Origin of the sequence: Frankia sp. CcI49 (assembly GCF_001983215.1) — a bacterium.
Lineage (GTDB): Bacteria > Actinomycetota > Actinomycetes > Frankiales > Frankiaceae > Parafrankia > Parafrankia irregularis.
On the sequence record NZ_MOWP01000025.1, the window covers coordinates 19,442 to 32,849 of the forward strand.

Here is a 13,408-nt window from a genome sequence, read left to right on the forward strand (position 1 = left end):
CGTCGACACCCTGTACGTCCGGAAGCCCAGCCTGGACGAGAAGTCAGGGGTGGCGCCACGCCGTGTGGCGCGCTCGTCCGGTAGGATGCGGATGCACCATGCGGGCGTAGTTCAGAGGCAGAACACGAGCTTCCCAAGCTTGCAACGCGGGTTCGATTCCCGTCGCCCGCTCGAGCCGGTTCACTGTGGTTGCCCCCTTGTGGGGGCTGCCCGGTGGGCCGTTATTTTTTCGGGGGGCGTCCCCCGAGCCCCCGAGCCCCCGGCATGACTGCCCCGGTGGGGGGGGCATCGTGCCTTCGACGAGGACGTCCGGTTCACCATGGTTACCGGTTCACGGTGGTTGCCCCCAGGGATCCGGCGCCGTCGCGCCGCTCCGGCAATTCACCTCAGGACCAGACACAGCGGGCGCAGGGTTATTTGACGATCCGCAAGAGTTGCGGATTTTGGTGTCAGGGCGACCAAAATCCTCAACTCCTGCCCGGCCACGGCACCAACCCCCACGGCGCCCGGAGGCCGCGGCTCGAAGATTCGAGTCCCCCCGGCTACTTCGGGTGGCCGAACCATGCGGCGCGGGGCGCGGAAATGCCGGACGGGGCGTGGCCCGTTCGCCACGCCCCGTCCGGTCAGTTCGATTTGCCTACGGCACCCGCAGGGTTATGCGCCTTCCGCCGGAGCCGCGGCGGCGGCCGGTGTGGGCGGGGCGGCAAGGGAGCGTGCCAGCAGCTGGGAGACGTCGAGAACCTCGACGCTCTCCTTTGCCTCGCCGGCCAGCTTCTTCTCGGTCACCGCGTCGGAGAGCATGACGATGCAGAACGGGCAGGCGGTCGAGACCACGTCGGGGTCGAGGCCGAGCGCCTCCTCCATGCGGTCGACGTTGACCCGCTTGCCGATCTTCTCTTCCATCCACATCCGCGCACCACCCGCGCCGCAGCAGAAGCCCCGGTCCTTACAGCGGTGCATCTCCTGCCCCCGGATGCCCGGGATGGCCTCCAGGATCTCCCGCGGCGGGGTGTAGACCTTGTTGTGCCGGCCGAGGAAGCACGGGTCGTGGTAGGTCACCGACGACTCGATCGGGGTGATCGGGACGAGCCTGCGCTCCTCGACGAGCTTGCCGAGCAGCTGGGTGTGGTGGACGACCTCGAAGTTGCCGCCGAGTGCCGAGTACTCCCGCGCGAGGCTGTTGAAGCAGTGCGGGCAGGTGGCGACGATCTTCTTGACACCGGTCTCGTTCAGGAGCTCGATGTTGGCCTTCGCCATCTCCTGGTACAGGTACTCGTTGCCGAGGCGGCGGGCCGGGTCACCGGTGCACGACTCCTGGCTGCCGAGGACGGCGAACTCGACCCCGGCGGTGTGCAGCAGCTCGGCGAACGACCGGGCGACCTTCTTGGCCCGGTCCTCGATCGCACCGGCGCAACCGACCCAGTAGAGGTACTCGACCTCGTCCGGGATCTGCTCGCCCTCGTCGAGGATGCGGACCTCGAAGGGCAGGCCCTCGGTCCACTCGGTGCGCGACCGCGGCGAGACGCCCCACGGGTTGCCGTTGTTCTCGAGGTTGCGCAGCATCACGCCGGCCTCGGACGGGAACGCCGACTCGATCATGACCTGGTAACGCCGCATGTCGACGATGTGGTCGACGTGCTCGATGTCCACCGGGCACTGCTCCACGCAGGCGCCGCAGTTGGTGCACGACCACAGGACGTCGGGGTCGATGACCCCGCCCTCCTCCTCGGTCCCGACGAGCGGGCGGTCGACCTGGGGCTGACCGGGCTCGGGCACCCGACCGAAGCCGGATTCCGGCACATGGTGCACCGCGTGCTTCTCGGACGTCTCCTCGGCGGACGCGGTGGCCGATGTCGTGGTCTCCTCGCCCTCCTCGTCCTTCTTGGGCGCGAGCAGGTAGGGAGCCTTGGCGAACAGGTGGTCGCGCAGGTCCATGATCAGAATCTTGGGCGACAGCGGCTTGCCGGTGTTCCAGGCCGGGCACTGGCTCTGGCACCGCCCGCACTCGGTGCAGGTGGCGAAGTCGAGCATGGCCTTCCAGGAGAAGTCCTCGACCTTGCCCACACCGACGACGGGCTCGTCCTCCTCCATCAGCTTCTCGATGTCGGGGGTCGTGCCCAGCGGGCCCAGGGCAACCGGCTCGCGCTTGAGGATGACGTTGATCGGCGCAAGCCCGATGTGCAGGTGCTTGGAGTAGACCACGAGCACCAGGAAGCCCATGATGATCGCGATGTTGAGCAGCAGGAACGCCGTCTCGATGTCCTCGTTGGTGTGCACCGAGAAGGCGCTGAGCGGCTCGCTGACCAGCCAGGAGGCGAACGCCCACTTGGTGTCGCCCTGCGGGTGGGTACCGGCGTTGAACTGGGCGCCACGCGTGATCAGCAGGGTCACGATGACCAGGGTGATCATGCCGAGGATGACCCAGGCCGGGCCGATGTGGGACCCGTAGAAGCGGGACTTGCGGTCCAGCCGGGCGGGGGCGTTACGCAGCCGGATGATGGTGAACGTGAGCAGGCCCGCGAGGACGGCGACCGCGAAGAAGTCCTCCAGGAACCCGATGATCGCCCAGTCGCCGAACAGCGGGATGTGGAAGTCGTGGTCGAACAGGGCCCCGTAGGCCTCGACGATCGTCAACCCGAGGATGGTGAATCCCCAGAAGGTGAAGAAGTGCGCCAGGCCGGGTACGGACCACTTCAGCAGCTTGCGCTGGCCTCCTACCTCGCTGATCTCCGTCCAGATCCTGGTCGGCAGATCATCGAGCCGGCCCTCTGCGGGCTGGCCAGACCTGATCAGTCTGGTCAGCCAGAAGACGCGGCGGCCGGCCACCGCGAGAGCGATCAGCGTGATCGCTAGACCGATCGCGATTCTCACAGGTCCTCCATCTGCTGTGCTATCCACCTCTGCCTGGGGCTGCCCGGATGCTGCCCGACGACGCGGCGAGCCTACTCCTACCGGCCAGTAACTTGTCGATCCCGACAGCCACACCACCAACGGCCACGACTCCGGAGCCCTGCGCGACCATCGCACACTGCACCTCGGCCGCCGGCTGCGCTCCGGAAAGCAAGCCTCGCCGGGACCTCACGACCGGTGACCAGCGGAGTGACCAGGGACACGTTCAGATCACCGACGGCGCTCCATCTCATCTCCATTCACCCACCGCACCCCGGAGAGGTCGAGCCACCGGGGCGACTCCCGACCTCGTGATACCCACCGCCCCCGACCCTGCCACGACGTGGTCCGAGCGTCGCGGGATCGGGCACCTATTGGGCCGATCTTGCCCGAGACGCAGGAGAGCCTGCTACTTTGAGTGGCAGACAATCGCCAGAACCACAACGCTCCGCACTGTCCGTTCCCGACCAGCCACACCAAGAGCCACGACCAGGACCACTACTTCCAGGTCGGGCCAGACGACCTGACGCTGCGGCCCGCAACGACCAGCCAGCCACCGACCCACAACTCATGGATCATCGCGCGGGTTGATGTCAACTCTTGAGATGACCGCGGGTCCCGCCCCACCATGGGTCAGTGTCCTGGTCCGGACCGTGGCGGCTCGTTCGCGCGCTGGTCGGGGGCGCATGACGCTGCGCGCTGGCAGCAGCGCCGCCACCAGGGCACCCGGTGCGCTCCTGGGGGCGGGTCCCGACGACGTTGACGACCCTGCGATCCATGGTGGGCACGATGGTGACAAGCACCAGGCCGACGACAGGTCGGGCCGGGCGTCCTGGCTTTTCTCAGCACACTGAGTATCTCCGTGCGCGGGAGAACCAGGCGATGGTCAGACGTGACCGCATCGCGCGTGACGTTCCTCGGGCGGCCATCCGCGCCGCGATCGTCGGCCTCGGCCTCGGCCTGGTCATCGGCTTCGGGCTGGGCCTGCCCAGCCTCGGGGTCACCGTGTTCGTGGCCCTCCTTGTGATCTGGCCCGGTGGCATGGCTCTGGCCGCCTTCGGTGCGTCACCGGACGTCGAAACACTGCGCGAGGCGGCCGAGGCCGAGCGGAAGACCGCACACGCGATCTCCCGGCTGCGCCGGCGCGGGTACGTCATCCTTCACGACCGGGCCGTGCCGTACTCGGAGGCCACCATCGGCCACCTGCTGGTCGGCCCCGGCGGGGTGATGATCCTCGGCAGTGACACCAACAAGGGCGTCGTCCGCTACACCAAGGGCGGCGCGGTGGTGGACGGGGAATCCCTCAAGCCGGCGATCGACAAGACCGCGTGGCTGGGCGGCGAGGTGCGCAACCAGATCCGGGCCGCGCTCCCGATGCTGAAGTTCCCCACCTACCCGATCCTGGTGATGGTCGAGGCGAGCGTCCTGTGGAAGGACGGTGCTCTCGAAGGAGTAACCGTCCTGAACGTCAAGGACGTGGTCGACTACATCCGGCACAAGCCCGGGCGTCTCAACCCCGGGCAGGTACAGCAGGTGGTGGCCGCCGCCCAGCGGCTGTTTCCGCCGTACTCGTCGAACCGGCTCGCCGAGGAAATCGTCGTCGATCGGGACCAGTGGCTCACCCTGATGGACGCCCTGCGCACCATCCAGGAAAACGGCGGCGACGCTTCCGGGATGCTTGACCGCCTCGCGCAGATCGAAGCAGATCTGGGCCGGCAGGCGGATCTCGTCGAACGCCGGGGCCTGCGCAGGGCCCGCTCCGGCTCCGACGAGCCCACGGCCGGGTTCGGCACCGGCGCCACGACAGACTCGGTGGTGCCACCGGGCAGCACCGGCTCCGGGCTCGCGCCGCTGGCTCCGAACGCCCCCGCGGTCCGCCCGGGAGCCAGGCGAGGGCGCCGCATCCTGGCGTCAGTACAGCCGGAGCGCGGCGGCGATTCCAAAGCCGCACAGGGCCGACCGCTGCTCTCCAAGGGCGGCGCGGCGGGCCCTGCTCAGGCCGGCACCGACCAGCAGGCGTCGCCGGGTGCTCATGATGGCGGGAACACCACGGATGGCACCCCGGGGGAGCCGGGCTCCAAGTTGTAGATCCGGGCTCGGCCAGGCAACCAGGTTTCCCGGCCGCACCCGACCCAGGCTGTCTGAGGCCAGCGGCGGCTCTGGACGCGGCGTAGTGGCTTGCGCACCAGCCACACCGCGCGTCCGCACCGCCTCATGAGCGCCTGTGGTCCGTTTGTCCGCCTGGCGTCTGCGGCCGCCGCGAGCCGCGAGCCGCGAGCCGCGAGCCGCGAAACATCGTCACCGTCGACGACGGCCGCCTCGTGCCGCTCCCGCAGTCCACGTGGCGGATCCGGCCCACCGATATTGACCTGGCGGCCGTGCCCACCCGCCGCACGGCGACCCACCGGGGATCCCGCGCGCGCCGCACCGCACCGCACCGGCGCAATTCGCCCCAATAGGTGCAAAAAGGGGCGGGAAGTTGCTTGACAATCGGCAAGAAGTGCGGATTTCGGTTGCTCCAGCAGCCTGGATTCTCACTTCTTGCTCGGCGACAACGGCAGAGGCGGCAGCCCGAAGACCGAAGCCGGACCTCGTAGATGTGAGGATCTTGACCCCCGACGAACGCCGGTCCCGCGGGCCGGAACCTGTCCGCGGCGCGGTCCGGACCGCGAGCTGTTCGTCCAGGCAGCCCACGAGTGCCCTAGAGCGATACCGGAGTCACGTATGGTCACCCCCGGGGTGTCCGATCACGACAGTCGGGCGGGCGGAGAAAAACTGAGTGGACAAGACTCAGGTTCGTCGGGCTATCCTAGGTTCGTTCATCCTGAGCGGACCATACTCAAGTCGAATCCGGGCGCTTGACTCCGACGCGAGGAGCGTGCGGCGAGCCCGTAGGACCAGGCACCACGCAGTCGCACGCACCCCGTGCCTCGGCGCTGGAGCCGGGTCCGGGGCTCACACCAACAAGAGCGTCCCGCCGGTCTCCACCAGGCGGGCCTGCATGATCGAGAGGCATACAGACATGGCACGAGCGGTCGGTATCGACCTCGGCACCACGAACTCCGTCGTGAGCGTGCTCGAGGGTGGAGAGCCCACGGTGATCGCCAACGCCGAGGGCTCCCGGACGACTCCGTCTGTCGTGGCCTTCGCGAAGAACGGCGAGGTGCTCGTCGGCGAGGTCGCCAAGCGGCAGGCCGTGACGAACGTGGAGCGGACCATCCGGTCGGTCAAGCGCCACATGGGCACAGACTGGAAGATGAAGGTGGACTCCAAGGAGTTCACCCCCCAGGAGATCAGCGCCCGCATCCTGCAGAAGCTCAAGCGGGACGCCGAGGCCTACCTGGGCGAGCCGGTGTCCGACGCGGTCATCACCGTCCCGGCCTACTTCGACGACGCGCAGCGCCAGACGACCACGGAGGCCGGCACCATCGCGGGTCTCAACGTCCTGCGCATCGTCAACGAGCCGACCGCCGCCGCCCTCGCCTACGGCCTGGACAAGGGCGAGAAGGAGCAGACCATCCTGGTCTTCGACCTGGGTGGCGGTACGTTCGACGTCTCCCTGCTGGAGATCGGCGACGGTGTGGTCGAGGTCAAGTCGACCTCCGGTGACACCCAGCTCGGCGGTGACGACTGGGACCAGCGGATCACCGATCACCTCATCAAGACCTTCAACGACCAGCACGGCGTCGACCTCGGCAAGGACAAGATGGCGCTGCAGCGCCTGCGCGAGGAGGCCGAGAAGGCCAAGATCAACCTCTCGCAGTCGACGCAGACCTCGATCAACCTGCCGTACATCACCGCCTCGGCCGAAGGCCCGCTGCACCTGGACGTCTCGCTGACCCGCGCGGAGTTCCAGCGGATGACGCAGGACCTCGTCGACCGCCTGAAGGGCCCGTTCCAGCAGGCAGTCAAGGACGCCCGCATCAAGATCAGCGATGTGGACCACGTGGTGCTCGTCGGCGGTTCCACCCGGATGCCCGCGGTCGTGGACCTCGTCCGTGAGCTGACCGGCGGCAAGGAGCCGAACAAGGGCGTCAACGCCGACGAGGTCGTCGCCGTCGGCGCGTCCCTGCAGGCCGGTGTCCTCAAGGGCGAGGTCAAGGACGTCCTGCTGCTCGACGTCACCCCGCTGTCCCTCGGCATCGAGACCAAGGGCGGCATCATGACCAAGCTGATCGAGCGGAACACCACGATCCCGACCAAGCGCTCGGAGATCTTCACCACCGCCGAGGACAGCCAGCCCTCCGTGCAGATCCAGGTCTTCCAGGGCGAGCGCGAGATGGCCGCCTACAACAAGAAGCTGGGCATGTTCGAGCTGACCGGCCTGCCGCCGGCGCCCCGTGGCATGCCGCAGATCGAGGTCACCTTCGACATCGACGCCAACGGCATCGTGCACGTGTCCGCGAAGGACCTGGGCACGGGCAAGGAGCAGTCGATGACGATCACCGGCGGCTCGGCGCTGCCGAAGGACGACATCAACCGCATGGTGCAGGACGCGGAGCAGTACGCGGAGGAGGACCGTCAGCGCCGCGAGGAGGCCGAGACCCGCAACCGGGCCGAGTCGCTGGTGTACTCCACGGAGCGCTTCCTGGCCGAGAACGGCGACAAGATCGACGCCACCGTGAAGTCCGACGTCGAGGAGAAGCTCGGCACGCTGCGCGGGGCGGTCGCCGGGACCGACATCGCCGCCATCCGCGAGGCGGCGGACGAGCTCACCAAGGCCAGCCAGGCCATGGGCGAATCGATGTACGCCCAGGCCGCCAGTGCGCAGGCCGGCCCGGGTGCTCCGGGCGCGGGCCAGACCGACGACGACGTGGTTGACGCCGAGATCGTCGACGAGGAGGACCCGAAGTGACCCCTTCCCACGACGAGCACCGGCTGGACCACAGCCGGGCCGGCGGGGACGGCGGCCCGGAGGAGCCCATCGTCAAGGACAGGCGCCGCATCGATCCGGAGACGGGCCAGGTCCGCGCCGGGGCCGGCCAGGCCGCCGCTGGCGCCGAGCCTGCCGGCCCGGCCTCGGCCGGTGTCGCTGGCGTCGGCGTCGGTGACACCGAGCTGGTCGCTTCGCTGCACGAGCAGCTCGGCGAGCGGACGGCCGACCTGCAGCGGCTGAAGGCCGAGTTCGACAACTACCGGCGCCGGGCGACCCGGGAGCGTGAGGCGGCCGGCGACCAGGCGGTCTCCAAGCTGCTGACCGCCCTGCTCGGGGTTCTCGACGACATCGGTCGCGCGCGGGACCACGGCGATCTCGAAGGCCCGTTCAAGGCCATCGCCGAGTCCCTGGAAGCGGCGCTGGAGTCGACCGGCCTGGAGCGCTTCGGAGCCCCGGGCGAGGCATTCGACCCGCACCTGCACCACGCTCTGCTGCACTCCTACCGGTCGGACGTGTCCGAGACGACCTGCGTTGAGATCTTCCGCGCGGGCTATCGGCGCGGAAACACGGTGCTGCGGGCCGCGCAGGTCGCGGTCGCCGAGCCGTCCGACGAGGGCGGTGCCGCCGGCGCGGACGTCGACGGCAGCGGGTATGAGGGCGGATCGGTCCAGGCCGGCGATACCGGGTCCACCGGGACACGTGCGGACGAGGGTCAGCCGGTGCCCGGCGCGTCTCCCGGGAGGGAGCACGCGTCCGTGCCGGACGACACCGGCAGCATTCCCGGGCCGGACCGCGGGGGCCCGACCGTCAGCGCCGACTGAAGAGATGGCCTACTAGAAGCATGCCGATCGACCGCTCGCGTGCCTCCCGCCCGACGCCTCGCGTCGGGCGGGTCGGCCCGCTCCGACCTGACCGGCGGCCGGGTGGCTCCGCACGCCTGGACGCTTCCGACGCCCGCGTGCCGGGCTCGATCAAGACGGAAGGAGGGGCGCCGTGAGTGTTCGCGACATGGTCGAGAAGGACTACTACGCCGCTCTCGGTGTCCCCAAGGACGCGTCCGCGGCCGACATCAAAAAGGCGTACCGCAAGCTTGCCCGCGAGCTGCACCCCGACAAGAACCCCGGAGATCTCAAGGCCGAGGCACGGTTCAAGGAGGTCTCCGAAGCCTACGACGTCCTCTCTGACGAGACCCGGCGTCGTGAGTACGACGAGGCGCGCGCGTTGTTCGCGTCCGGGGCCTACCCGGGCGCGGGCGGCGGGCGCGGTGGCATGGGCGGGTTCGGCGCCCCGGGCGGCTACGGGCCGACCTCCGGGATCAATCTCGATGATCTCCTGAATGGCAGCGGCGGGGGTGGCCTCGGCGGGATCTTCGACAATCTCTTCCAGCGGTCGGCCCCCGGCCGGGCCCCCCGCCGTGGCGCCGACATCGCGGCCGAGGTGACCATCTCGTTCGAGAAGTCGCTGACCGGTCTCGAGGCAACGGTGCGGCTGCCGGGGGCTGCGACCTGTACGACCTGCGGCGGAACCGCCGCGAGGCCGGGAACCACGCCGCGAACCTGCCCGGTCTGCCGAGGTCTCGGTGTGATCTCCCGCTCCCAGGGCGGTTTCGCGCTCTCCGAGCCGTGTCGGGACTGCCTGGGCAAGGGCAGTCTCATCGACCACCCGTGCCCGGACTGCCACGGAACCGGCCGCCGTGAACGCGAGCAGCGGATCCGGATTCCGGCGGGAGTCAGCAACGGGCAGCGCCTGCGCGTGCGTGGACGCGGCTCTCCGGGGGAGCGCGGCGGAGCAGCAGGTGATCTTGAGGTCACCGTGCATGTCCAGAGCCACCCGGTCTTCGGGCGGGAGGGTCACAACCTGACCATCATCCTGCCGGTGACGATCACCGAGGCCGCGCTCGGCGCCTCGGTGAAGGTGCCCACCATCGACGGGACACCGTTGACCGTGAAGGTGCCGCCCGGGACGTCGAGCGGCCGGCGGCTGCGCGCCCGCGGTCGTGGTGTGCCCCGCCCCGGCGGAGAGAACGGCGACCTCATCGTGACCCTCGAGGTGACGGTTCCCCGACCGTCCGAGCTCTCCCCGAAGGCACGGACCGCGCTCCAGGAGTTCGCGCGGGCACATCCCGAGGATCCCCGTGAAGCCCTGATAGCCCAGATGGAGGGCCGGTCATGAACGCGCGCCCGAACCGTACTTCCGATCCGCCCCAGGCGGCGCGCGGGTCCAGTGGCCGATCCCGACCGGGTACCGGCATGCCATCTGGCGGCCCGGCCGCCGGCAGGCCGCCGGCTCCCCCGCATCCCGGGGACGGGCAGGGCACCGGCTATTACCAGCCCCCCGGTCCCACCGCCGGCCCTGCCCACGACGATGACGCGCCGGTCTATGTGATCTCCATCGCGGCGCAGCTCGCCGGCATGCATCCGCAGACGCTGCGGTCCTATGACCGGCTCGGCCTGGTGACGCCTGGGCGCACCGCAGGCCGTGGTCGGCGCTACTCCGCCCGCGATGTCGCCCTGCTCCGCGAGGTACAGCGGCTCTCCCAGGAGGAGGGCGTCAACCTGGAGGGCATCCGGCAGATCCTCCATCTCGGAGCGCAGGTCGTCGCGCTGCAGGCCCAGGTTCGCCAGCTCGCCGAAGAGCTCGCCGCGGCCCGTGTCGAGGCCGACCGACGGGTCGCCGAGGCGCATGCGAGCCATCGGCGTGACCTCGTTCCCATCGAACGCGGTGCGGTAGTGGTCTGGCGTCCCGGCCACCGCCGCTGACGTCCGGCCACCAGCACCGCCACCAGCACCGCCAGCATCGCCACCGCCACCGCTGCCGACACCGACGTCCGGCCACCGACACAGCAGCAGCACCATCAGCAGTAAGAGTTGAGTGGGAATGACTCAGGTATGCTGAGTGTCATTACCGGAGAAGAGCGGAGTCGACCGACCCCGCCGACACAGGACCAATCACGCGGGTCCGGCACCACCGGAGCCGCCTGACACCGGATCGCTCCGAGACACTGGGATCGCCATGAACGCTGACCGTCTCACCGCCCGCTCGCAGGAGGCGCTGTCCTCCGCGATCAGCCGTGCCACCGGCGACGGATCCCCGCTCGTCGACCCACTGCACCTGCTGACGGCGCTGCTGGAAGCGCATGACGGTGTTGGCGCCGCACTGCTCGACGCCGTGGGCGCCGACGCGGCGGCGGTCCGCTCGCGCGCAGAAGCCGCGGTCGGCCGGCTCCCACGGGCGGCCGGGGCCAACGTCGCGCCGCCTCAGCTCTCGCGCCAGCTCGTCGCCGTGCTCAACAACGCCGAGCGGCAGGCCGCGCGGATGGGCGACGAGTACATCTCGGTCGAGCACCTCGTCGTGGCGCTGGCCGAGGAAGGCGGCGAGGCCTCGCGCATCCTCGCCGACACGGGGGCCACCGCGGATGCCCTGCGCGGCGCGTTCGACCGCGTGCGCGGCGGTGCCCGGCGCGTGACCAGCCGTGATCCCGAGGGGGCCTACCGCGCGCTGGAGAAGTACTCCATCGATCTCACCGCGCGGGCGCGGGAGGGCAAGCTCGACCCGGTGATCGGTCGGGACACCGAGATCCGCCGGGTGGTGCAGGTGCTCTCCCGGCGCACGAAGAACAACCCCGTCCTGATCGGTGAGCCCGGCGTCGGCAAGACCGCGATCGTCGAGGGGCTCGCCCTGCGGGTCGCCGCCGGCGATGTTCCCGAATCCCTGCGCGGCCGGCGGATCGTCTCCCTCGACCTGGGGTCGATGGTCGCCGGCTCGAAGCTGCGCGGGGAGTTCGAGGAGCGCCTCACCTCGGTGCTCACCGAGATCCGCGAGGCCGAAGGCCAGATCATCACCTTCATCGACGAGCTGCACACCGTCGTGGGCGCCGGCGCGGCCGAAGGCGCGATGGACGCGGGCAACATGCTCAAGCCGATGCTGGCCCGCGGCGAGCTGCGCATGATCGGCGCGACGACGCTGGACGAATACCGCTCCCGGATCGAGAAGGACCCGGCGTTGGAGCGTCGCTTCCAGCCCGTCATGGTCGGGGAGCCCTCGGTGGAGGACACCATCGGCATCCTGCGCGGGCTCAAGGAGCGCTACGAGGTCCACCACGGCGTGCGGATCACCGACTCCGCGCTGGTCGCCGCGGCCACGCTCTCCGACCGCTACGTCACCGCCCGCTTCCTGCCGGACAAGGCGATCGACCTGGTCGACGAAGCCGCCTCCCGGCTGCGGATGGAAATCGACAGCCGGCCGGTCGCGGTCGACGAGCTCGAGCGCGCGGTGCGCCGCCTCGAGATCGAGGACATGGCGCTGTCCAAGGAGAACGACGACGCCTCCCGGCAGCGGCGGGAGCGGCTTCAGCGAGAGCTCGCCGAGAAGCGCGAGGAGCTCTCCGCGCTGACCGCGCGCTGGCAGCGCGAGAAGAACTCGATCTCCGAGGTCCAGAAGATCAAGGAAGAGCTGGAGAACGCCCGCCGCGCGGCCGAGATGGCGGAGCGCGACCTCGATCTCGCCAAGGCCGGCGAGCTGCGCTACGGCACCATCCCGACGTTGGAGAAGCGGCTCGCGGCGGCGACGGACGCGCTCGCCGGCTCCGACTCCCCCGGTGGCGCGATGCTGAGCGAGGAGGTCGGTCCGGACGATGTCGCCGAGGTCGTCGCCTCCTGGACGGGCATTCCCGCCGGTCGCATGCTCGAGGGCGAGACCGCCAAGCTCCTGCGGATGGAGGAGGAGCTGCACCGCCGGGTGATCGGGCAGGACGACGCCGTGCGCATCGTGTCGGACGCGGTCCGCCGCGCGCGGGCCGGCATCGCCGACCCGGACCGGCCCACCGGCTCGTTCCTGTTCCTCGGGCCGACCGGTGTCGGCAAGACCGAGCTGGCGAAGGCGGTGGCTGACTTCCTGTTCGACGACGAGCGGGCGGTCGTGCGCATCGACATGAGCGAGTACGCCGAGAAGCACTCGGTGGCCCGGCTGATCGGTGCTCCTCCGGGGTATGTCGGCTTCGAGTCTGGCGGTCAGCTCACCGAGGCGATCCGGCGCCGCCCCTACAGCGTGATCCTGCTCGACGAGGTCGAGAAGGCCCATCCGGACGTCTTCGACGTGCTGCTCGCCGTCCTCGACGACGGGCGGCTGACCGACGGCCAGGGCCGCACGGTCGATTTCCGGAACACGATCCTGATCCTCACCTCGAACCTCGGATCGGCCTTCATCGCCGACCCGACGCTGCCTCCGCAGGTGCGCCGGGATTCGGTCATGGTGGCCGTGCGGGATGCCTTCAAGCCGGAGTTCCTCAACCGGCTCGACGACGTCCTGGTCTTCGAGCAGCTGGGGCGGGAGGACCTCACCCGGATCGTCGACATCCAGATCGACCGGCTTCGGCGGCGGCTCGCCGACCGCCGCATCGATCTCACCGTCAGCGACGCCGCGAAGGGCTGGCTCGCCGACGCGGGCTACGACCCGGTCTACGGGGCGCGGCCGCTGCGCCGGCTGGTTCAGACCTCGATCGGGGACCAGCTCGCTCGCGAGATCCTCGCCGGTGAGATCAGGGACGGTAACGAGGTCGTCGTCGACGTCGACCCGAAGCGGTCGGCACTGACCGTGCATCCCGCGGTCAGCGCGCCAGCCATCTGATCTGACCGAGCCTCCCGC

General features: G+C 69.8%; 7 protein-coding genes and 1 tRNA gene. 7 read left to right on the plus strand and 1 reads right to left on the minus strand.

What is annotated here, in order from left to right:
• Nucleotides 1-100: 100 nt before the first annotated feature.
• Nucleotides 101-171, plus strand: a tRNA-Gly gene (locus tag CcI49_RS21400).
• Nucleotides 172-654: 483 nt separating this feature from the next.
• On the opposite strand, the gene CcI49_RS21405 is transcribed toward CcI49_RS21400, so the two are convergent.
• A complete protein-coding gene (locus CcI49_RS21405) occupies nt 655-2,871 on the minus strand; it encodes a heterodisulfide reductase-related iron-sulfur binding cluster (protein WP_054568980.1) in 2,217 nt (738 codons plus the stop codon).
• A gap of 900 nt (nt 2,872-3,771) precedes the next feature.
• Between CcI49_RS21405 and CcI49_RS21415 the strand changes: the two genes are divergently transcribed.
• The 6 genes from CcI49_RS21415 to clpB all read left to right on the plus strand — a co-directional run bounded on the left by CcI49_RS21415 (nt 3,772) and on the right by clpB (nt 13,390).
• Nucleotides 3,772-4,977 carry a nuclease-related domain-containing protein gene (locus tag CcI49_RS21415; RefSeq protein ID WP_054568978.1) on the plus strand — a complete coding sequence of 402 codons (1,206 nt, stop codon included), beginning with the start codon at nt 3,772-3,774 and terminating at the stop codon, nt 4,975-4,977.
• 934 nt (nt 4,978-5,911) lie between these two features.
• Entirely contained in the window at nt 5,912-7,744 is a 1,833-nt protein-coding gene (dnaK, locus tag CcI49_RS21420; protein WP_054568977.1) for a molecular chaperone DnaK, read from the plus strand.
• Nucleotides 7,741-8,586 (plus strand): nucleotide exchange factor GrpE, encoded by an 846-nt coding sequence (grpE, locus tag CcI49_RS21425; protein WP_054568976.1) that lies wholly within the window; start codon nt 7,741-7,743, stop codon nt 8,584-8,586. Before dnaK ends, grpE begins: the two co-directional genes overlap by 4 nt.
• Before the next feature lie 172 nt (nt 8,587-8,758).
• Nucleotides 8,759-9,937 carry a molecular chaperone DnaJ gene (dnaJ, locus tag CcI49_RS21430; RefSeq protein WP_054568975.1) on the plus strand — a complete coding sequence of 393 codons (1,179 nt, stop codon included), beginning with the start codon at nt 8,759-8,761 and terminating at the stop codon, nt 9,935-9,937.
• On the plus strand, nt 9,934-10,524 hold the full coding sequence (locus tag CcI49_RS43485) for a helix-turn-helix transcriptional regulator (protein WP_076828881.1): 591 nt from the start codon (nt 9,934-9,936) through the stop codon (nt 10,522-10,524). Before dnaJ ends, CcI49_RS43485 begins: the two co-directional genes overlap by 4 nt.
• A gap of 253 nt (nt 10,525-10,777) precedes the next feature.
• Nucleotides 10,778-13,390, plus strand: coding sequence for an ATP-dependent chaperone ClpB (gene clpB / locus CcI49_RS21440; protein ID WP_054568973.1), 2,613 nt, complete (start codon nt 10,778-10,780; stop codon nt 13,388-13,390).
• The last annotated feature ends 18 nt before the right edge of the window (nt 13,391-13,408 follow it).

Excerpts from the sequence above, each read along its gene's own strand:
- clpB (WP_054568973.1), top strand. The coding sequence starts at position 10,778 with ATGAACGCTGACCGTCTCACCGCCCGCTCGCAGGAGGCGCTGTCCTCC.
- CcI49_RS43485 (WP_076828881.1), top strand. The coding sequence starts at position 9,934 with ATGAACGCGCGCCCGAACCGTACTTCCGATCCGCCCCAGGCGGCGCGC.
- CcI49_RS21415 (WP_054568978.1), top strand. The coding sequence starts at position 3,772 with ATGGTCAGACGTGACCGCATCGCGCGTGACGTTCCTCGGGCGGCCATC.
- dnaK (WP_054568977.1), top strand. The coding sequence starts at position 5,912 with ATGGCACGAGCGGTCGGTATCGACCTCGGCACCACGAACTCCGTCGTG.